Consider the following 21,593-nt stretch of genomic DNA (forward strand, 5'->3'; position numbering starts at 1 on the left):
TATTAAATGTGCTTTCACCTTTACCGAATGGTTGAGCCTCCGGCATGTTAATTCAATAGACGACATAGCACATCTCGAAAGATCATGTCGTCAATGAAACGAACTCGTGTAGCCGCACGATCATTCCTCCAAGGAGACTCAAGTGATTAAGAAGGTCCATCTCAAGCTCGCGATCGCAGAGCATCCGCATACCTCGGCTATTCGCGACGGTTCGATCCCGATCGAGGGTGTCGACGCGGAGTTCATCACCGTTCAGCCGCAGATCGGCGCGTTTCGCCGCATGGTTCGCGATGTCGAATTCGATGTGTGCGAGCTTGCGCCGACCACCTACATCATCGCCCGTGCCTATGGCGCGCCGTTCGTCGCGCTGCCGATCTTCGTCGTGCGCCGCTTTCACCACTCCGGTTTGCTGGTGCGCCCGGACGCGGGCATCAAGACGCCCAAGGATCTCGAAGGCAAGAAGGTCGGCGTGCGCGCCTACTCGGTGACCACTGGCGCGTGGACGCGGCAGGTTCTGATTGATGAATTCGGCCTCGATCCGTCGAAAGTGACCTGGGTCGTCGACGACGAAGAACACGTCACTCAACTCGAACTGCCGCCGAACGTGATCCATGCACCGAAGGGCACGTCGCTCGCGGAGATGATGGCTAACGGCGAGCTGGTCGCGGGTTTCCACGGCAACGCGGGCATTGGCCGCACCGGTGATCCCACCGGCGGCTGGAAGGAAGTCGAAGCGGATTACCCGGACATGTTCCCGAATGCGGCGGAGCTGGAAGCGGAGTACTACGCCCGCACCGGCGTGTATCCCATGCACGGCACGATCGTGGTGAAGGACTCGGTGCTGGCCGAGCATCCGTGGGTCGCGAAGTCGATCTATGACGCTTTTGACAAAGCGAAGAAAGACTGGCTCGCCAAACTCAATGCAGGCGAATTGAACGACAAGAAGAACAAGAAGTACATCGAGCTGCAAAAGATCGTCGGTCGCGATCCGCTGCCCTACGGCATCGAAGAAAACCGCAAGACCATCGAAGCGCTCGAAGCGACTGCGTTCAAGCAGGGCCTCACGCCGCGGCGCATGCCCATGAATGAGCTGTTCGTCGATCCACGCGTCTAAACTTGCACGGAAGCCATAGAACATGATCATCGATTGCCACGGACACTTCACGACCGTCCCCGCTTCCTTCCGCGACTGGCGCGCCAGGCAGATCGCGTCCGCCGACGATCCGGCGAATGCGCCGCCGCTTTCCGGCGCGCACGTCTCCGATGACGAAATCCGCGAAGGCGTCGGCAACGGTCAACTGCGTTTGCAACAGGAACGCGGCGGCGACCTCACGCTGTTTTCGCCGATCGCCGGCCTCATGAGCCATCACCTCGGCAACGAGCGAACGAGCCTGGAATGGGCCGAGGTATCGAACGATCTCGTGCGCCGCGTCTGCGATCTTTATCCGGACAACTTCGTGCCCGTGTGCCAGTTGCCGCAATCGCCGCTGGCGCCGCCGAAGAACTCGGTTCCCGAGTTGCGCCGTTGTGTCGAGGAAATGGGTTTCGTCGGCTGCAATCTGAATCCGGACCCGACCGGCGGCTTCTGGACCGGCAGGCCGATGACGGACCGCGAGTGGTATCCGGTCTACGAAGCACTGTGCGATCTCGATGTGCCCGCGATGATCCATGTGGCGGCATCGTGCAATCCGTGTCATCACGGCACGGGCGCTCACTATCTGAATGCGGACACGTCCGTGTTCATGCAGTTGCTGCAAGGCGATCTGTTCAAGGACTTCCCGACTCTGCGCCTTGTGATTCCGCATGGCGGTGGCGCGGTGCCGTATCACTGGGGACGCTATCGCGGCATGTCGCTGGAGATCGCCAAGCGTCCGCTCGAAGGTTTGTTGAACAACATCTTCTTCGATACCTGCGTCTATCACCATCCGGGCGTGGAACTGCTGACCAAGGTCGTGCCTACGAGCAACGTGCTGTTCGGCTCGGAAATGATCGGCGCGGTGCGTGGTCGCGATCCGAACACCGACCAGTATTTCGACGATACGAAACGCTACATCGATGCATGCGAAGCACTCAGCGATGCGGACCGGCAGGCCATCTTCGAGGGCAACGTGCGGCGCGTCTATCCGCGCCTGGACAAGCACCTCAAGGCGAAAGGACTGTAATGAACATTATCGACATTCATCCTCACATCATCTCGGACGACGAGAAGCGTTATCCGCCCGCGCCGTTATTCGGCAAGCGCTCGGACTGGTCGCAGGAACGCCCGAATACCGTCGAAGCGCTGATCGAGGCGATGGACGAAGCGGGCGTTGCGAAGGCGGCTGTCGTGCATTCGTCGACGACTTACGGCTTCGATAACCGCTACGTAGTGGACGGCTGCAATCAGTACAAGGACCGGCTCATCGCCGTGGGTTCCGTGGACATGCTGGCCGACGACGTCGCCGCCGTCATCAAAGGATGGGCCGACAAAGGCCTGGCGGGATTGCGGATCTTCACCGGCGGTTCCACCAAGGACTTCGATCCGAGCGAACTCGATAACCCCAGCTCGTTCAAGGCGTGGGAAATGCTCGCGGAACTAAAGCTTCCAATGTGCATCCAGACGGGACCGGTCGGCTTGCCGCAGGTGCGCATGCTCGCGGAAAGGTTTCCGACGGTGAACATCATCCTCGATCATCTCGCGCGTCCCGACGTCCTCGACGGCCCGCCGTATGCGAATGCCGCCGGACTCTTCGCGCTGCGCGATCTGCCGAACGTCTACATGAAGCTCACGCCGCGCATCTTCGGCGATGTGAAGAAAGAGAAGGCGAGTGCGGAGACGTTCTTCCCACGCGTGGTCGAGGCATTCGGCGCGCAACGTCTCGCCTGGGGTTCGAACTTCCCGACGTCGACCGGCACATTGAGCGAGATTCTCGCGACCGCTCAGCAAGGCCTTGCCTGCTTAAGCGTTGAAGACCGTGCATGGATCTTCGGCAAGACCGCGCAGAAGCTCTATCCGGCCTTGAGCCAATAAGAGAGGTAGACATGTCAAACACTCGCCTGAACGGCATCATCCGCGCCTTCGAATCGGGTAAGGCGGCCCACGCTGCGTTTGCGAAACTCGACAAACAGACCGCCATCGAAATGAGCGATGCGCCTTATGACGGCCTCGTCTTCGAGATGGAGCACAACCCGTACGACGTGTCCGCTCTCGGCGATGCACTCCAGTACATGTTGAGCCGCAAGCAGATCGCCGAATCCGGCTCGTTCGCGCCGAAAGTGACGCCGCTCGCGCGCATTCCCGCGAACGGTGCGGAGATGAATCAGAGCTTCGCGAAGCAAGTTCTCGATCGCGGCGCTTATGGCGTGATCTGGCCGCACGTGGCGACAGTCGAGCAGGCGTACAACGCCGTCGCTTCATGCCGCTATGCGCGTCCCAGGAACGCACCGCTGTACGAGCCGAAAGGCGCGCGAGGCGATGGCCCTGCCAATGCCGCGCGCTACTGGGGCCTGTCGATGCAGGAATACTACGAGAAAGCCGATGTCTGGCCGCTCGCGCCGCAAGGCGAGATCCTTGTCGGCCTGATGTGCGAAAGCACCCAGGCAATCGAGAACCTCGACGACATGCTCGCCAACGTGCCGGGCATCGGCTTCATCCTGATCGGCGAGGGCGATCTGAGTCAGGAACTGGGGTTTCCGCGTCAGTACGAACATCCCGAAGTAGTTGCCGCGATGCGTCAGATTGTCGAGACCTGCCACAAGCACAACGTGGTAGTCGGCAATCCGCATGTGACCGCGAAGAATCATCGGCGGTTGCAGGAAGAGGGTTATCGCTTCCTGATGTCGGCGCCGGCACGCACCTATGGCGTGGTCGGTCTCGCGCGCGAACTGGCAGGTTACTGATGAACGGCGCCGAAAGTCTCGTCGCGACGCTGGTCGGGCAGGGCGTCGATATCTGCTTCGCCAATCCAGGCACGTCGGAGATGCATTTCCTCGCCGCGCTCGGCAACAATCCGAAGATGCGCAGCGTGCTCTGTCTGTTTGAAGGTGTGGCCACCGGCGCGGCCGACGGCTGGTATCGCATGAAGGACACGCCGGCGTCCACGCTGCTGCATCTCGGTCCTGGACTTGCGAACGGTCTCGCGAACATCCATAACGCGAAGCGCGCGTCGTCGGGCATGGTCAACGTGGTGGGCGAGCATTCGGTGTCGCATCTCAAGTACGATCCGCCGCTGACGTCGGACATCGAAGGTCTCGCGCGGCCGCTGAGTCATTGGGTGCGGCGCGCGGAATCGTCGAACACGATTGCGTGGGATGCGGCTCAGGCCGTCGCCAAGGCGAGCGAACATCCGGGTCAGATCGCCACGCTGATTCTCCCCGGCGACACATCGTGGCAGCAAGTCGATGCATCGCCTGCTTCGGTACCGGCTGGCGTGGAAGCACGCAGAGGGCCGAGCGCCGAACGCATCGAGCACGTTGCGCGCGTGCTTCGCTCGGGCGAGCCGGCGCTCATCGTTCTGGCGAACAAGGCCACGCGCGGCGCAGCGCTCGAGAAGGCGGGCCGCATCGCAGCCGCAACCGGCGCGTTGCTGGGCTCGCAGTTCTTCACGGCGCGCATCGAGCGGGGCGCGGGCCGCGTGCCGCTCGCGCGCATTCCGTATGCGGTCGCACAGGCAGCGGCGTTCCTCAAGGACTTCAAGCACATCATTACCGTAGAGACGCGGGAACCTGTCGCGTTCTTCGCGTATCCGGACAAGCCGAGTCTGCTCAAGGCGGAAGGCACGCTCGTGCATCCGCTCGTCGATGCCGATGAAGACAGTGAACTCGCGTTCGACCTGCTGCTGCAGGCGCTCGGCGCGCCTGACATGACACCGCTCCTGCAGCAGCGGATCGAGACGCCGGTTCCGACGGGCGCGCTCAATCCTGTGAGCATCGCGCATGCGCTGGCGGCGGCGTTGCCGGAGCACTGCATCGTCGTCGATGAATCGCTGACGACAGGGCGCGAGTCGATGAGCCTCACGATGGGCGCGCGTCCACACGATCTCATCAACAACATGGGCGGTTCGATCGGCTATGCGACGCCTGTGGCGACCGGCGCGGCGCTGGCTTGCCCAGACCGTCGCGTGTTCTGCATGGTTGGCGACGGCAGCGCGATGTACACCATCCAGTCGCTCTGGACGCAGGCGCGCGAAGGATTGAACGTCACGACGATCATCTTCGCCAACAACAGTTATGCGATTCTTAAGGCCGAGTACGCCAACATGGGCGCGGGCGCGCCGGGCGAACGCGCGTTATCGATGATCGATATCGACAAGCCGCGTATCGACTGGCTCGCGATGGCGCAGAGCATGGGCGTGCCGGCGGTGGCCGTCGAGACGGCCGAAGGCTTCCACAAGGCGCTGACCGATTCGACGCGCGAAGCCGGTCCTTGCCTGATCGAAGTGCGGCTTTGACATCCAACGACATAAGCAACAAGGAGCACACACCATGACAACGACGCAGACCGAAGCGCCGACGCTGCGCATCAATCTTGCCGAATATGCCGTGACGAAGGCGATGCGGGACGGCCGCGTGAACTCGGAGCTCGTTAACCTCGACTTCTGTGGGCCGACACCTGCGCACAACGGCTTCAAGGCGATGGTGCGCGAGAGCCAGTTCGACGCCGGCGAACTGGCGATCGTCACCTTCCTTCAGGCGAAAGCCTACGGCAAGCCCTATGTCTTGCTGCCTGCGCCGATCTCGGGCCGTTTTCAGCATCACTGCGCCGGCTACAACATCGACTTCGGTCATCTTGATCCTAAGGATATCGAAGGAAAAAAGGTCGGCGTGCGCACCTACACGCAGACGACCGCGCTGTGGATTCGCGGCATTCTGCGCCACGAATACGGCGTCGATCTCGACAAGGTCACGTGGATGACACTCGGCGACGGCCATCTTGCCGAATACAGCGATCCGTCGAATTGCCAGCGCTTGCCAGCGGGTTCATCGATTCCGCAGATGATGCTCGATGGAGAACTGACGGCCGCCTTGCTCGGCGAGGACATGCCGAAGGACGCGCGCGTGCGCACTCTCGTGCCCGATGCGCAAGCCGCCGCGAAAGACTGGTTCGCGCGCTCCGGCGTCGTGCCGATCAACCACATGTTCGTGGTGCATGAAAGGTTGTCGAAGGAGCGGCCGGATATCGTGCGGGAGTTGTATCGCATGGTGGTCGAGAGCCGCGAAGCTGCGGAGACCGTTCCGGCGGCGTTCCCTCCGATCGGGCTGGAGGCGAACCGGAAAGGCCTGCAGCTCGCAGTCGATTGGGCACTCGATCAGAAGATCATTCCGCGACGCTTGTCCGTCGATGAGCTGTTCGATGATGTGACCGGCAGCCTGGGTTGAAGTGCGACGTAAGACGAATATTGGAGACCAGAACATCGTGGCGATCACCCGGCATCAATGCGGCAACCGCTGGGGCGTGCTGGTGCTGCTCGCGCTCGGGCTGATGATCTCGCACGTCGATCGCACAAGCATGTCCGCTGCGTTCGCGGACCATCACTTCGTGCAGGAGTTCGCGCTGACGTATGTCGAGCGTGGCTGGCTCGGCTCTGCGATGTTCTGGTCATACGGCTTGCTTCAGATGCCGATGGGCTGGCTCGTCGATCGCTACGGCGTGAAGTGGCCTTATGCGATCTGCTTTCTGATGTGGTGTCTCGCGGCGACTGCGACGGGCGTCGTCACCACGCTTGCCGCGTTGATCGTGGTACGGCTCATGATCGGCGTCGCGGAATCCGTGGCCGTTCCGGCAACTTATCGCTACCTTGCCGATCACTTCGATGAAACGCAAAAAGGCACGGCGCTCGGGATCTATTCCATCGGCGGAAAGATGGGGCCCGCGCTCGGCGCACCGATCGCAGCTTGGCTCATTTCGGTAAGTTCATGGAAGGCAATGTTCATCGTCACGGGTCTGGCCGGATTGCTCTGGCTGATGCCGTGGCTCGCGATGGTGAGGAGCGACTTCCCATCGAAAGTGGAACTGGCTGCATCGAAGAGAAGGGCGGCTTCGGTGCCGTTGACGAATCTGCTGTCGAGTCCGGTGGTGTGGGGCGGCTTGATCACCAACTTCTGCTACAGCTATTTCGCGTTTTACTGCATGACGTGGATGCCGGCTTATCTCGTCGAGCAGCGTGGATTGACGCTCGGGGAATCGGGGCTTTTCACGTTCGTAAGTTTCGCGGGCATTGCTGTTGTGGCGGCGATTGCCGGTTGGGCCGCCGACCGTTTGATCGCGCGTGGGCACGATGCCGTGTTGGTGCGCAAATCGTTCATGGTGGTCGGGTTCGTGGGCGGCACGACGGTAGTGCTCGGCGCCTATGCGCGCTCGCCGCACATGGCCTTGTTCTGGAACGTCGCTTCGCTTTCGTTGCTAGGCCTGGTTACCGCGAACAATCTTGCGCTGGTCAAGCTGACGCTTATTCCCAAGCAGGCGGTCGGGCTGAACACGGGTTTGCAGCAAGTCGCCACCAGTCTTGCAGGGGGCGTTTCCGCAAGCTTGTCGGGCTGGCTGCTTCATGTCGGGCACAGCTACACGCTGCCCATGCTGGCGATCTTTGCGTTCCTGCTGCTCGGCGCCACCAGCACCATCGTGCTGCTGCGACGAAAGTGGGCGCCCAAGGTCAACGCAAGCGCGCACAACGACGACGCGGCGCAAGCGACGTCAGCAATCTCGTCATGACGCCTTCACGCGATACCCCATCTCCCGCCATGCAGACGGGCGCCGACGACGTGAGTTCCTTGCTGCGTCACGCGCCGCTCACGCGCTTTCTGATCGCGCGCATGGGTTCCATCACCGCTCAGCAGATGTTGATGCTGGCGATCAGCTGGCATATGTACGACCTGACATCGAGTGCGTGGGATCTCGGGCTGGTGGGACTTTTCCAGTTCGTGCCGGGCCTTGCGACGACGCTCATTGCGGGTCATTGCGCCGACCGGTTGCATCGCGGGCGAATGGTCGCTGCATGTCTTGCGCTACAGGCCTTAGCCGCGACACTGCTTTCGATCTCCACCGCCAGTCACAGCATCACGCGAGACGCGCTGCTTGCGCTTTCCCTTGCGCTCGGCGCGATCAGGCCGTTTCAGATGGCCGGCCAGCAGGCGCTCTTGCCGATGCTCGTTCCGCCGAAGCTTCTGGCACGTTCGATGGCGCTGAGCACGGTGGTTCAGCAGATATCCGTCATCGCCGGACCCGCCTTGGGCGGGATCTTGTTCGCTGTCAGCGTGGTCACGGTGTATCTGAGCAGCGCGGTGCTGTTCTGCATGAGCGCCGTGATGTACGCTTTGGTTCGGTATGACCACACGCCGCCGCCGCGTGAGCCCGTCACCGCCGATTCGATACTCGCGGGCTTGCGCTTCATCTGGAGCAATCCTCTGTTGCTTGGGGCCATCTCGCTCGATCTCTTCGCTGTCCTGTTCGGTGGCGCGACCGCGCTGCTGCCCGTCTATGCCAGGCAAGTCCTGCATGTCGGACCGCAAGGACTGGGATTGCTGCGCTCCGCACCGGCAGTGGGCGCGTTGTGCGTCGGGCTGTTCCTCGCCCGACGGGCCATCGTCAGCGGTGTTGGCAGGAAGCTTTTGATCGCGGTGGCGATATATGGCCTGTCCATTGTCGGGTTTGGACTTTCTCGATGGTTTCCGGTGTCGCTGTTCTTGCTGGCGATATCGGGGGGCGCGGACACGATCAGCGTGATCGTGCGGCAAACCCTGATTCAACTCGAAACGCCCGATCGCATGCGAGGACGCGTGGCGGCGGTGAATACGTTGTTCATCGGCGCGAGCAATCAACTCGGGGAATTCGAGTCCGGCGTCACCGCGACGGGTCTGGGCGTCATCGGCTCGGTCGTTGCCGGCGGTCTGGCGACGATCGTGGTCAGTCTTGCGTGGAGTCGCCTGTTCAAGCCGCTCGCAAGGCGCGATGCGCTGCACTGACCGCGTTACACACACTGAACCGTTTTCTAATTGTTCCGTTGGAGATCCGACGCAATTAACTTCTGGTGGTCTTGCCCCGATGGCTGCATTGCATGCAAAGCGCGTCTGATAGATTGGTAAATCCCCTAACTATCGAGTGCTGCTAGACTGTGATTCAAACTACGCGCAAGCCCGTGTCGTAGTGCAATCACGCAATGCTGGGGGAGGTGTTTCCATGAAATCGCTCGTCAGAGTAGTCGGAGCGCTGGCCCTTGCTGTGCCGGTCATCTCGTTCGCGCAAGGAACCCAGCAGACGCTCACCCGCGCGCAAGTCCGCGCGGAACTCGTGCGGGCTGAAAATGCTGGCTACGGCCCGACTGCCTGGGCGGATTTCCCGGATGGCGAGATCCAGGCTGCGGAGTTTCGGGTCGCGGCGCGTAGGGCGGCCGCGGACCCGACTGGCTATGGTGCACGCTGGAATAGAAGCGCTCAGTCCGGCGATATCGCCCGGTAATGCGTGACGGGGAAGGGTGACCGGCCTCGCGCGATGTGCTATGGACTGCGGGGCTTTCCGCCTGACCCGCTGTCAGCGACGGAGATTCCGCGTCGTTTGGTCATCTGCCCGACTGCTCGGTGCCATCGAAGTTGGGGCCGTAGGCGGCACTTGCATCGTTCTGGTGCCGCGTCAGAGTCGCTTCGGCGCGTCGCAGGCTACCGGGGCAATCGCCCGTGCAATTGCTGAGCGGGTTGTAGCCTGCATTTTCGAGCTGCATGAGTTCCTTGCGGACTTGTTCGCGTGTGAGAGGCTCAATCGAATGGGCGAAGGTGATCGCCGGAATCAGGAAGGCGACGATGCTAGCGGCTTTAACTATGAAATACATGGGCGACCCTTGTTGGCGTAAAGTGAGGCGCGCGTTCTCTGCGGCAATGCTTCATATTTCACACTAGGGTAACCACCTAGTCTATTGAATTTCGCGGCGCGCAGGTTGAGGGTTTGGTTAAGGGCACTTTGGTCGAAACTCATGCCATTTGAGATCGCGAATGTGCGTTTCCAGCAAATAGAACATCCGCTTCGTGCCCGCTCTTCAGGCGGAGAGCGCGCATGTGAGGATCGGCGAAGGCATTATCAGTTTGGAAGAGGACGTTCGAAGTGCACGGCAGTGAGCGTCAGCTTCGGGTCGAAAGTACGCATTCGTTGATGTCACAGCGGTCGTTTCGCGATGGCCGCTGTCGAACGACCGCTGTACTGCGGAAGGCGGGCATGCCAGCGTGAACATCCGAACGGCGGCAATGGCCGATCTTGAGACGCCTGGCGTGGAGGTTCTTGCTTGGGAACGGCCACAGACACCCATGGGGCCAGCCGCAACGATGGTTGACGACCTTTTGCGACGATGGAAGACTTATGGTTGAAAGTTGTCGATCTTGGAAGTTATTTCAGTAAAAAGCCCGGCGCCGCGGCCCATTTTTACCTCAGAATCCGGCCAAAGCGGAAGCTATTTGGTTACTTTTCCGGAAGCCAATCGAGTTCCTCCACACGACTGATTTCCTTCAAGCTGTTCTTGCCCCTACATTACCCCGCAGTACCCCGCAAGAATGACACGCTCACGCCACTATTGCGTCGCAGGCGATTCTGTCGCCGGCGTGGTCGGAGTTGAGAACATTGCGACTGCGCGACTGCCTGCACCGCGATCTGCTTCCGGCATCCACGAGTCTGATACGGATTCGATAACGGATTTTTGCCTTACGTGCTACAGACAGCCAACGTCCCAAACTTTTCGTGTGCCCAGCCCACCGCTCGTTGGTGCGCGCGTTGTGGAAAATGGCTTCATTGGCTTGCTAGGTGTGTCGCTTCTGTGCGGCTAGAGCCTCAAGCGCAGGACGCAGTAACTTTACTTCGCGCCGGCCAGCCGTCGTTTTTGTCGTTTCCGCTGCCCTTTGCTCTTTGCCTCGGCTGTCATCGCTTTCCAGACGCGTACGGTCCCGGCTTGCCAGTCGACGTCGCCCCAGTTGAGTGCAACGAGTTCGCTAGTGCGCAAGCCTGTCCAAAGTGCAAACTGTATGTAATTGCGCATTTGAGGTTCGGCGGCATAGATGAGAGTGGTTTGCTCTTCAGTAGAAAATGGATCGACGCGATCTTTAACAGCAAGTGCCTCCAGATCGAACGTGCTGACGCGGACTGAGATCTTTCGAGAGTATGTGTATGACGCCAGTGGATTGACATCAACCAGCTTTCTTTCTACCGCGATCGCGAGCGCTTGTCGCAGAACCGTTTGGATGCTCGCCAGGCGCTTATTCGACATAGGTCTCTTGCGGCCTACGTCGAGAGACCTAAGCCATGAAACGATACTTTCGCGGGTGCGTTCAATGAGCAAAAGGTTTGCAAGCTGCGGTAACAGTAAATTACGAACCGTGCGAGTCCACCCGGCCTCGGTGCTGGCTTTCAGTTCAAGTTTCTTTTCATCAAACCACGCTTCCAAAAAGTCGCCGGCTCGCAAGTGGGTCGACCGGTCAATCAGCTGAGGTAGGGGCTGTCGGATAGAAGCCGGCTCACTTCGCCCTGCAGACTTGGTCCGGCGCCCGGCCCATGAGCCATGGGCGGCCTCCAGGTTACACAAGCTTTGAGACGGCGAGGCACTAAATGCAGCTTTGGTAGTAGCAGCGAACGCAACTGGGGAGCTGCATCAAAATCTGCCGGCCGATAGACGCTCCGGGCGCCAACTCCACGCACCAGGGTAATCGGGAAACTCGCTGCAGGCAGCCTCCGGATGCGCAAATGCATCTGTAGATCACGTTATGGCTGTGTTAGCTTGACGAGTTCAAGCCATATACTTGGCTAAAAGGTCGCTATCCACGTCTTTCCGCTAACGTGAAAGTGCCTGCATATGATTATTCTTCGATCTGCGGCTCGTGCTTCGATTGCGCGAATTCTCTGCCCTTCCTGCGATCAAGGCGGCCAAAAGAAAACAACGCGACGAGCGTGAATGCGCCCATGATGAAGAAGGTAGGCGGGAAGTCGGCGGTCACCAGATTCTGCGGCGAGTGGCCGTGAAAACGTGCCGTGAACGTCATGCACAGTGACGCGAAGGCCACACCAAAACTCATCGACACTTGTTGCAGCATGGTCGAGAGCGCCGTGGCCTTGCCTGAGAAATGCTTGGGAACGTCCGTGAACGTCAGTGTATTTATCGAGATCATCGTCATGGACTGGAATATGCCGCTAAGGCAGAAGATGACGAACATGATCCAATGCGACGTCTGCTTGGTGAACAGACCGTAACCGGCGAACATGCCCGCCATCAGCACGGTTGAAGTTAGCATGATCGAGCGGAATCCAATCGCCTTGGCGGATCGTTCCATCACCATCCGGACCCCGAACAGCCCAGCCGAAAGCGCGGCACCCATCAGTCCCGACTCGACCGGTGACATTCCACATCCAATCTGCATCCACAACGGAATCAGAATCGGCGTAGATCCTACCGCGATTCGGACGGGCATACCGCCCAACGTCATCAGGGAAAACGTTTTGATCTTGAAGATTCCGAGCGGAATGATCGCGTTGGTTGCATCGCGGCGGTTGTGTATCACATAAGCCGCGAAGGAAAGAAAGCCCACGCCAATCATTGCCCATGTAACGGGCGCGGAAACGAAATTGCGACCGACTGTTTCGAGGCCGCATATGATTCCGGCCAAGGACAATCCCATCAGAAGGAATCCCGATATATCGAATTTTTCATCGACATCTTCCTTGATTGGCGGCACATATTTGAGCGACAGCAAAATACCCAGTAAGCCAAACGGGATGTTGAGATAGAAAATCCATCGCCAGGAGGTGAAGGTGGCGAGTATGCCGCCGATCAGTGGTCCGGAGACGCGGCCAGCGGCGCCGGGAATCGTGAACCAGGTCATGGCCGCTACCATTTGAGCCGGAGGGACACTTCGAAGGAGAATCAAACGGCCCACGGGCATCATCATGGCGCCACCCAGGCCTTGCAAGATCCGAAACGCGACGATCTGCTCGAGAGACGTTGCCAGTCCGCACAAGGCGCTGGCCAGAGAAAAGATGCCGATCGCCCAACAGAAGATACGCCGGGCGCCCCAGCGATCTGCCATCCACCCGCTGGCGGGCAAGAAAACGGTTAGGCTCAACAGGTAGGAGGTGACGGCCATGTTGAGGTGGAGAATCTCCGTACGTAGAGATATGGCCATCGAGGGAAGTGCTGTTCCTAGTACCGAGGTATCGACGGCCTGAAGGAACATAGGTACGGCGATGATCATCGGAATTAATTGAATTTTGCTCCGGACCGAACGTGACGTGACGGCATCCATATACGTCCTAGTAATTCATAACAATGAAAACTGCATGCGATGCGTGTCGCCCGATATGTGCATGGACGACGCGGGTCCGGTCGGCGTCTTCACGGCGGATCTCGTCGATCTTATGTTGCGGCTCCGGTGAAAGACTAATTAAAAAAGCCCAGGAAACTACGGGATTTTTTGATGTATTGATCCTGTTGCGACGTTGATGGGAGGCCCCTGAGTCTATGAAGGACCTATTCGCGGTCGCCGCGTGCGTTCTGGCGTCGTCTCCGAGCGTGATCTCGAATCGGCGGCTGGGTTCGGTTTCGAATGCATTGTCGCCACAGTCCGTTTCAACGAGCGTATTGCTGAAATTCGGCATCTCGTCGCCACGCCAACAGATGTGTGAGTCTGGACGAATCAGATAGAAGGTCGGTGGCCGCGTTACATCTTCGGCAGCCTGGAGGCGCGAAGCTGCTTTTCGACGATTAAAACATCGATGCGGTGTCGTCCCAGATCGATTGCCAGCGTCAGGCCATCGGCCCCGGCGTCAAACACGAGTACGCGCACATCAAGCTTCCTGTGTTGTTCGGAAATACTCGTCAATGAGATTTTTTGTTCCTTTGGGACGGGTGGTGACTCACGCAAACGGCAGGCGATCCTGTTTTTCCAGCGTAATAAGACGGTCTAAAAGAACATCCGAACGTCGCTCACCGAGTGAACGCGTCAGGCTCTTGAACTTGATCGAGACATCGTCGAGGGTAACCGGATTGGTCGGCATGCCCTTATATTCCTCGCAATCATTGACCAATACTGATCCATCGAGAAGACGGATCGTCACGCGAGTATGGCGAACCGATTTGGTCGGCATGGTCGTGACCCTGACCTTACGGGTCAGTGCACGGATTTCCGGATCACTAACGGATTCGCTGCTGAACGATCGCGGGTCGTTCGGGTCACGATACAGTGCCAACGCGACACAGAACGGCAGGCTGTACTGCCCCTGCATGATATCGAGCGGTTCCGTATTATCATGCCGGCCGATCAGGCGTTCATTGCCTTCAATAGTAATGTGATGAACCTCTTGCGGTTGGAATTTATCCCGTCTTTGAAGATCGTACGCCGATTGAGTCGCAGTCTGAGCATTCGCGTGGCACGCATATCGCTTCAGACCCGTACGCATTGTTTCCCAATCTTCGCCCAGATTAGCGGTCAATGAACAGACGTCTTGGGGAAGATTTCGGCAGTAGACGTCAAGGAATCCGAATGGTCCGTCAAGAATACTTTCGGGTCCCTCGAACGCGGAATCGGCCAGACGTGCGGCCAGGACGCCGGATTCAGCGGCACGACCAGGATGCAGACGTTTGACCATCGAACCGTGCCTGGCCTTGCTGAACGTCATTAGGCCGCAAGTCAGCGAACCCGCGAGGCCCAACGCGTTGGTGAGTCCTTCGGCATCAAGTCCCATCAACAGGCCGGCGGCAACCGCTGCACCGAAGGGACCGGTCATGCCAGGCGCGTGGAAACCGATCTTTTCGGGACTGTGATGGCTGGCCACGCCAATACGCGACGCGACTTCCGTACCTAGAATGAACGCCTTCAAGACCGAAAGACCATCTGCCTCACATTCTTCGCCCACGGCGAACGCTGCGGGCGCAATGGTAGCCCCTGCATGAACGCCGGCGCTCGGCTCGCGAATGCTATCCATCTCGAACGCGTGCGCCAGTGCCCCGTTGGCCAAAGCAGCCATGGGGGCGTGCACACGCATCGAGGCGTTGCCAAGCACCGTGCTCGTGCCGCCAACTCCATAGCGTGCAGCGTATGCCATCACGGCCTTGCTCCACGAGAATTCAGCCCCGTAAGTGGCGGCGGAGACGGTATCGATCAGGCAATATTTCGCGTAGGTCAATACATGGTCGGGAATCGGTCGATCGCGAAAATTGACAGCGAAAGACGCCAATGTCTGTGAAGCGGTGAGTGCCATTGTGATTTCAGGTCAGGATTCTTGGGTCAAGGGAGTAAGAACGACGTCCTGACCTTCTATTTCGAGTCCTGCGCCAAGCTTTGCGCTTCGGGCACGCAATTCTTCGAGCATCTCCGTTTCGGCCTTCGGATCGCACAGGTAGGTTTCGTTGTCGTCGTTATGACGAACAAACCGGAAACTCGTACGCGGATCGGCGTTTTTATCGACGGTGAAGTTGACCATCATGCCGACCCAATCGCCATGCTTCTTGCCGGCGTGGCCCGTGTGGAACGAAAAACTTCCCAGTCCGTAGAAAATTGGCCGTTCCTGGTAGATTTCCACTGGCAGCGAATAGTGAGGTCCGTGGCCGATAACGAGATCGGCACCCGCATCAATCGATGCATGAGCCAGTTCCGTCATGTACTCGAGGACTTCCTTGTCCAGACCCCAGTGCAGCGAGACGATCACAATATCGACTTGCTTGCGCAGTTTGGCGACTTGATCCTTGAGGATTCGCAGATATTTCGGATCGACCCACGTATGGATGAGCGGAGGCACGCCGGGGCGATTGGGCGTCGGTTGATCCGGTCCAAGACGATGGAAAGCGATCTGATAAGACGTATGGCCTTTCAGGACCGCGACACCCGGCGTCACCGCCGAGGCTTCGTGGTTCGTCGTCCAATAGACGGCAGTGCGTTGAATGACACCAATACGTTGACCGTTACGTTCGACGATCACGGGTGCGCATGCATCGTCTGCATTCCGGCCTGCGCCTGTACGAGGGATGCCGAGTTTTGCGAGGTTGTCGATCGAGGAGAGGATCGCTGAGGCGCCGTAATTGACGTTGTTCGCGATACCCACGGCCTGGACACCGCCTTCGCGCAGAGCGACACCGGTTGCCGGGTTTGCGAAGAAGCCTTCATTGGTGCGATTGAGATCGACGGACACGCCATGATCGGGTGCGTACAGACAGCATTCGAGATTGCTGAAAACGAAATCTGCTGCCTTGAGGTCGGCAGTGACCTGACGAAAGGGAACTGCGGGATCGGCGACATTCATGAGATTGATATCGCCAGTCAGTAGAATCTTTACGGTCATGTCGGGATATCCGATTCGTTGAGCTATTGGAAAAGTGCTCATCGAATGATGCTCTCTTGAGTCAGCCGATGTCGATTGATAATTAGCGAACCGCGGGTACACACATTGGTTAATCGGAGATGCGCGACTACGGGCCATCCGCAGGACGCCGGGTTATAAAACAGATTAACAGGATCATTTAGTGTGGGTACCGTAATACTCAATAGTATTGCGGAAGCTTTGCTGGCACGATCGCACCGTCTCTGTCTCAATAGACCCGTGCTCAAGACACTTCAAGGATTCGACAATAGAATGGCTGATACTACCCACGACAATCCGCAAACGCGCCGAATCGCAGAATTCGTCTCTTCGCTTCAGTATGAGCAGATTCCCGAGGAAGTGATCCGGCGAATCAAGCTCCTGATTCTGGACTCCGCTGGATGTGCGCTCTATGCGGCGTCGCTGCCGTGGAGCCGCATTCTTCAAGATAGTCTGGCGGCCGTCGATACGTCGAAGGGAAGTCGCGTATGGGGTACGAATCAGCGGCTGTCGGCCCCGCATGCTGTCCTCGTCAATGGTTCGCAAGTGCAAGGCTTCGAACTGGACGACGTGCATCGCCAAGGCGTGTTGCACGTGGGCGCCGTCGTTTTGCCAGCATTGATCGCTATCGCCGAAGGCAAGCCCGGCATCACCGGCCGTGGTTTCCTGGCTGCGGCTGTCGCCGGTTACGAAATCGGCCCGCGCGTTGGCATTTGTATGGGCCCGGAGCACATCGCCCAAGGCTGGCACTCGGGGGCGACAGTCGGCGTATTCTCGTCCGCTTCGGGCGCCGCCCGCGCGCTCGGCCTGAGCGCCGACCAGACCGTCCACGCACTCGGCATCGCCGGTACGCAGGCATCCGGTCTGATGGCGGCCCAGTATGGTGCGATGGTCAAGCGGATGCACGCCGGTCGTGCTTCACAAAGCGGTCTCTACGGCGCGCTGTTTGCAGCGAAGGGCTTTACCGGGATCATCAACGTTCTCGAAAGCGAATATGGCGGTTTCTGCACGACGCTCTCGCGCTCGACCGATCGTTTCGACAAGGGGCAACTGACCGCGGGCCTCGGCCAGGTGTGGCAAACGATGGGCATCGCACTGAAATTCTATTCGTGCGTGGCCAGCAATCACACGACGCTCGATGCAATCCGGCTAATGCAGGCGGAGCGTCCGTTTGGTGCAGGAGACGTCGAGAAGGTCATCGTGCACGGTTCGCAAGTGACGATGGATCACGTAGGCTGGAAATACGTGCCACAAGGCCTGACGTCGGCGCAGCTCAACCTGCCGTACTGCGTTGCGACGCTGCTGCTCGACGGCGACGTTTTCGTTGCGCAGTTCACCGAAGACATGGTGGCCGACCCCGATCGTATGCGTATTGCCGAAAAGGTCGAAGTGCGCCACGACGCGGAAATCACGGCGCGCGGTTCGAAGTCCCGTCATATGGTGCACGTCGAAGTGTTGCTCAAGGACGGCACGAGCCTCAAGCGCACGGTTGAAGCGGGCCGGGGTAACGAAAGGGATTTCGCGAGCGAAGAGGAAGTCGTCGCCAAGTTCATGAAGCTTTCGAAGCAGGCGATCCCCGAAGAGCAGGCAAAGCGTCTCGTCGACTTCATTTTGAACCTTGATCAACAGGCTAGCGTCGGCGAGCTGCCGGATCTGCTCGCCGCCAGGTAAGTGCCCTTGGCCTTCGGCCGCCTAAAGCCGGCTATATCATCTCTAGCTGGCTATTGCAGATTGAGAAATACACCGTCGGCGGAAGGCGCGCCGCTGACATTAGATCAAGGAGAAAATTGCAATGTTGCTCCCGCTTGTCGATCGCACGATCAGCTACGATTTCGTTGGCCCAAAAGACGGACAGGTCGTGATGTTCATGCATTCGCTGGCCGCGGACATGGGACTGTGGGCAGAACAGGTGCCGGCGTTGTTGGCCGCGGATTATCGGGTACTTCGTACGGATTTGCGGGGGCATGGTGGCAGTCGTGCAGCCGAAGGGCCCTATACCATGGACGCGCTGGCGGATGATGTGATCGCAGTCGCAGACGCATTGGGTGTCGAGCGGTTTCACTTCGTTGGCCTGTCAATCGGCGGCGCGATCGGCCAGTCGTTGGCGCTGCGCTATCCGAATCGTCTGTATTCGGCATTTCTCTGCGACACGCAAAGCGAAAGCTTCCCAAATGCGGCTACGCATTGGGGCAATCGAATCGAGAAGCTCAAGCAGGCCGGCAGCGTAGAGGGGCTCGCCAATGACACGATGGGCCGCTGGCTGACGGCGGAGTATCGTAACAAGCACCCGCTGCGCTGGAATCAGATTCGCGCGACCGTCGCGGGCTGCACCGTGGCGGGCTATATCGGTTGCGCGCAAGCGCTCGCAAATTTCAACTACACCGAGCGTCTCGGCGAAGTAAAGTTGCCAGTGCTCGTTGGTTGTGGCAGCGAAGATCCTAGCGCGACGCCTGAAGCAAGTCACAAGATCGCGGCACTGTTCGTGAACGGCCGTTTCGAAGAATTTAACGGTGCTAAGCACATTCCGAACGTCGAACAGGCCGATGCATTCAATCAAGTGCTTCTGAACTGGCTTGAGGATGTGCGGAACGCCGCTTAGCGGTCTAAGGGTGAGGTGCACACGTCAATGCGCTTCAGCCGTGTTGATCATTTTAAAGACGGGATAACTCGGGGTAAACCTCTGCGCATCGTCACTGAAGATGCGCAGAGGCTTCCACTTCCATGGCCGAAGCATCGATATATCGCCGGGCATCGTCAATAAAGTCCGGCTTCTGGATCAACTTCCCTTAGCACCCCCCCACGGCCTCCGGCGCAAATCGGATGGTCTCCGACCCGACATATGCGTGTCGGCCGGATAGGACTGCGCAGATGAATCAGCTCGTGCTGAACCATCGCATACATGGTTAACAGGTCCTCTAACCCTGGAAGCGGTATTACTCAATCAAGGGAGTCGTGTTTCGCGGCATCATGTTCGGCATGAAGAATCTCGTTCATGAAGTCATGGGGCGCGATCGACGGACGATCGTCAATGGGAATTGAAACCGGATATAGAGCATGCAATCAACACTACGCACAAATATGGCGGGCTATCCGAACACGCTCGCATTGAAGCAAGGGCGTGTGACTTCGGATATCGTCAATCTGGACTGCAGTACGGCTCCGCAAGCTGCACACAATGGGTTCAAACCGATGGTCCGCAATGGGGCCTTCGACGCTGGTGAGCTTGCGATCGTCACTTATCTTCAGGCGCGCGCCATTGGAAAGCCGTGGGTGATGCTGCCCATGCCGATTCTTGGGCGCCATCAACATCACTGTATCGGCTTCAACGGCGAATTCGGCCACTTGAATCCGAAGGATATCGAAGGCAAGAAGGTCGGCATCCGCAGCTACGCGCAAACAACCGGTCTCTGGGTGCGCGGCATTCTTCAGCACGAATACGGTGTCGATATCGACAAGGTGCAGTGGATGACCGTGGATGAAGGTCATTTTTCCGAGTATCAGGATCCGCCGAACAGCGAACGGTTGCCGGCTGGATCGTCGCTTCCTGAAATGATGCTCAAGGGCGAATTGGCCGCAGCAATCCTCGGTCAGGAAATGCCGAAGGATGATCGCATCAGTACGTTGATTCCCGATCCGCACGCCGCATCACGGCAATGGTGCAACCGCGAAGGGGTCATTCCGATCAATCACGTTTTTGTGGTCCATGAACGGGTTTCGAAGGAGCGGCCGGATATCGTCCGTGAGATCTACCGGATGCTGATGGAAAGCCGGGCACAGGCGCCGGCAGAAGCGCTTCAGACGCTTCCGGCGCCGGGACTGGAGGCCAATCGAAAGGGTCTGCAACTCGCAATCGATTGGGCGTTGGACCAGAAACTCATCAATCGCGGCCTGTCCGTCGATGAGCTATTCGACGAAACAACGGCGCTTGTTGATGCATAAGAGGGGTGCGGATTCTGAATAAGAACATCCCGTTGAAGATAGCGATCGCCGACTACCCGCATACGCTAGCAAATTGCGATGGTTCGATCCCTATCGAAGGCCTCGATGCCGAAATCGTCAGCGTCAAGCCGCAAATCCCTGACCGCTCTTAACACGCTCGAGCTTCGCGCCCGCTTAGGTGATCGCGCAAGCATTGCAAAGATTTTCTCAATGGTCGAGCGCCGTTGCAGTTGGCATACTTCTACTCGTAGATGGACAACTCGCGGCGTCAAGTGAAGCAGTGATGTGATGGGAGCGGCAGGATGGTGGCCGAAACACCGGGCCCGACTCTCGACTTTTACAATGGAGGTAAGACAATGCCAACGAAAACAGGCATCAGCGGTGTTCGTAGTGTGCACTTCGGATTGCCGAATCTCGAAGAAGCTGCACGCTTTTACGAACAGGATTGGGGTCTCAATGTGGTATCGGCCTCGCCCGATAGCGTTTATCTGCGAGGCACAGGGCGGGACATTTATACGCTTGCCCTGCATCGGTTTCGGGAGTCGCAACTGCTGCGCATCGATCTTTCGATCGAATCGAGGGAACAGGCTGATGCGCTCTTCGCATCACTCCGCGATGCGGGCGTGGAAACGACGGATACGGTCGGCCCTCTCGATGACATCGGCGGCGGCTATGGGTTTTCGTTCCGCGACCCGGACGAGGGCCGCGTTTTCCGGGTAGTGGCGGAACCGAAGCAACATGCTGACTGCGAGACCCAGGCCGATCGGCCGGGCAAGGTCTCGCACATTGTGTTGAATAGTCCCGATCGCGAAGCAAAATTCTTTGTTGAGAAGCTCGGCTTCCGCATGATCGACCAAAGCAAAACCATTACGTTTCTGAACTGCAATTCGGACCATCACAGCCTCGCGCTGTTCATTTCGGAGTCGAGCTCGTACAACCACCTGGCTTTCGAAATGCAGGATATCGATTCGGTGATGTCCGCCGCCGGAAGCATGACGGAAGCCGGTCACGCGATCGGCTGGGGCGTTGGTCGCCATGGTCCTTGCGACAACGTCTTCTGTTATTTCGTCGGGCCGGGCGGATTTATCGTCGAATACACGGCTGAAGTCGAGCAGGTTGATGAGAGCTACAAGTTCAAGGGTCCGGATGAGTGGGGTTTTCCGAAAGGGCGTCGCGATCAATGGGGCCTTGCACGACCGACGCCGGCGTTCCATGCCCCTGAAACGAGCGTGCCTTTCTCAACCATGCTGTTCTTAAAATAAAACTGGCTGAGCACCTGCTGCGTTCCAGCCGGTGCAATGATTACCCGGGGCCGGATCCAATGCGTGGTTCGGCCTGTTGAAGTTTCCGGAGACCGGCG

The 21,593-nt window shown here is 58.7% G+C and carries 19 protein-coding genes; 13 read left to right on the top strand and 6 right to left on the bottom strand.

Going from position 1 to position 21,593, the window contains the following annotated elements:
* Positions 1–142: 142 nt before the first annotated feature.
* The 9 genes from PQQ53_RS19320 (at position 143) to PQQ53_RS19360 (ending at position 9,433) form a co-directional block, all read left to right on the top strand.
* Positions 143–1,114 carry an ABC transporter substrate-binding protein gene (locus tag PQQ53_RS19320; protein WP_408325380.1) on the top strand — a complete coding sequence of 324 codons (972 nt, stop codon included), beginning with the start codon at positions 143–145 and terminating at the stop codon, positions 1,112–1,114.
* A gap of 22 nt (positions 1,115–1,136) precedes the next feature.
* A complete protein-coding gene (locus PQQ53_RS19325; RefSeq protein WP_408150193.1) occupies positions 1,137–2,162 on the top strand; it encodes an amidohydrolase family protein in 1,026 nt (341 codons plus the stop codon).
* Positions 2,162–3,010: an amidohydrolase family protein gene (locus PQQ53_RS19330; protein WP_408150191.1), complete on the top strand. Its 849-nt coding sequence runs from the start codon at positions 2,162–2,164 to the stop codon at positions 3,008–3,010. The genes PQQ53_RS19325 and PQQ53_RS19330 overlap by 1 nt, the downstream gene beginning before the upstream one ends.
* An 11-nt stretch (positions 3,011–3,021) precedes the next feature.
* Positions 3,022–3,879: an HpcH/HpaI aldolase family protein gene (locus tag PQQ53_RS19335; RefSeq protein WP_408325382.1), complete on the top strand. Its 858-nt coding sequence runs from the start codon at positions 3,022–3,024 to the stop codon at positions 3,877–3,879.
* Positions 3,879–5,429 (top strand): acetolactate synthase large subunit, encoded by a 1,551-nt coding sequence (locus PQQ53_RS19340; RefSeq protein ID WP_408325384.1) that lies wholly within the window; start codon positions 3,879–3,881, stop codon positions 5,427–5,429. The genes PQQ53_RS19335 and PQQ53_RS19340 overlap by 1 nt, the downstream gene beginning before the upstream one ends.
* Positions 5,430–5,463: 34 nt before the next feature.
* Positions 5,464–6,357, top strand: coding sequence for a substrate-binding domain-containing protein (locus PQQ53_RS19345; RefSeq protein WP_408325387.1), 894 nt, complete (start codon positions 5,464–5,466; stop codon positions 6,355–6,357).
* Positions 6,358–6,394: 37 nt separating this feature from the next.
* Positions 6,395–7,690 (top strand): MFS transporter, encoded by a 1,296-nt coding sequence (locus PQQ53_RS19350; protein ID WP_408156759.1) that lies wholly within the window; start codon positions 6,395–6,397, stop codon positions 7,688–7,690.
* A gap of 29 nt (positions 7,691–7,719) precedes the next feature.
* Complete coding sequence (locus PQQ53_RS19355) at positions 7,720–8,940, top strand: MFS transporter (protein ID WP_408325665.1); 1,221 nt, start codon at positions 7,720–7,722, stop codon at positions 8,938–8,940.
* A gap of 214 nt (positions 8,941–9,154) precedes the next feature.
* Positions 9,155–9,433 (top strand): DUF4148 domain-containing protein, encoded by a 279-nt coding sequence (locus PQQ53_RS19360; RefSeq protein ID WP_408150183.1) that lies wholly within the window; start codon positions 9,155–9,157, stop codon positions 9,431–9,433.
* A 100-nt stretch (positions 9,434–9,533) separates the two neighbouring features.
* On the opposite strand, the gene PQQ53_RS19365 is transcribed toward PQQ53_RS19360, so the two are convergent.
* The 6 genes from PQQ53_RS19365 to PQQ53_RS19390 all read right to left on the bottom strand — a co-directional run bounded on the left by PQQ53_RS19365 (position 9,534) and on the right by PQQ53_RS19390 (position 16,276).
* Positions 9,534–9,800 (bottom strand): DUF4148 domain-containing protein, encoded by a 267-nt coding sequence (locus tag PQQ53_RS19365; RefSeq protein ID WP_408150181.1) that lies wholly within the window; start codon positions 9,798–9,800, stop codon positions 9,534–9,536.
* Positions 9,801–10,808: 1,008 nt separating this feature from the next.
* The gene (locus tag PQQ53_RS19370) at positions 10,809–11,396 is read right to left on the bottom strand and encodes a site-specific integrase (protein WP_408325390.1); all 588 of its coding nucleotides are present in this window, start codon (positions 11,394–11,396) and stop codon (positions 10,809–10,811) included.
* 409 nt (positions 11,397–11,805) lie between these two features.
* A complete protein-coding gene (locus tag PQQ53_RS19375) occupies positions 11,806–13,245 on the bottom strand; it encodes an MFS transporter (RefSeq protein ID WP_408325393.1) in 1,440 nt (479 codons plus the stop codon).
* 414 nt (positions 13,246–13,659) lie between these two features.
* On the bottom strand, positions 13,660–13,821 hold the full coding sequence (locus PQQ53_RS19380) for a hypothetical protein (protein WP_408325396.1): 162 nt from the start codon (positions 13,819–13,821) through the stop codon (positions 13,660–13,662).
* A 34-nt stretch (positions 13,822–13,855) separates the two neighbouring features.
* Entirely contained in the window at positions 13,856–15,199 is a 1,344-nt protein-coding gene (locus PQQ53_RS19385) for an MmgE/PrpD family protein (RefSeq protein WP_408325398.1), read from the bottom strand.
* Positions 15,200–15,211: 12 nt separating this feature from the next.
* On the bottom strand, positions 15,212–16,276 hold the full coding sequence (locus PQQ53_RS19390) for a CapA family protein (RefSeq protein WP_408325400.1): 1,065 nt from the start codon (positions 16,274–16,276) through the stop codon (positions 15,212–15,214).
* A 291-nt stretch (positions 16,277–16,567) separates the two neighbouring features.
* Between PQQ53_RS19390 and PQQ53_RS19395 the strand changes: the two genes are divergently transcribed.
* The 4 genes from PQQ53_RS19395 (at position 16,568) to PQQ53_RS19410 (ending at position 21,495) form a co-directional block, all read left to right on the top strand.
* Positions 16,568–17,965 carry an MmgE/PrpD family protein gene (locus tag PQQ53_RS19395; RefSeq protein ID WP_408325403.1) on the top strand — a complete coding sequence of 466 codons (1,398 nt, stop codon included), beginning with the start codon at positions 16,568–16,570 and terminating at the stop codon, positions 17,963–17,965.
* 121 nt (positions 17,966–18,086) lie between these two features.
* Positions 18,087–18,893, top strand: coding sequence for an alpha/beta fold hydrolase (locus PQQ53_RS19400; protein ID WP_408325405.1), 807 nt, complete (start codon positions 18,087–18,089; stop codon positions 18,891–18,893).
* A gap of 455 nt (positions 18,894–19,348) precedes the next feature.
* Positions 19,349–20,233 carry a substrate-binding domain-containing protein gene (locus tag PQQ53_RS19405; protein ID WP_408149446.1) on the top strand — a complete coding sequence of 295 codons (885 nt, stop codon included), beginning with the start codon at positions 19,349–19,351 and terminating at the stop codon, positions 20,231–20,233.
* Between the two features lie 356 nt (positions 20,234–20,589).
* A complete protein-coding gene (locus PQQ53_RS19410; RefSeq protein WP_408325408.1) occupies positions 20,590–21,495 on the top strand; it encodes a VOC family protein in 906 nt (301 codons plus the stop codon).
* Positions 21,496–21,593: the final 98 nt, after the last annotated feature.

It is taken from the genome of Paraburkholderia strydomiana, assembly GCF_046030495.1.
GTDB classification, from domain to species: domain Bacteria; phylum Pseudomonadota; class Gammaproteobacteria; order Burkholderiales; family Burkholderiaceae; genus Paraburkholderia; species Paraburkholderia strydomiana_A.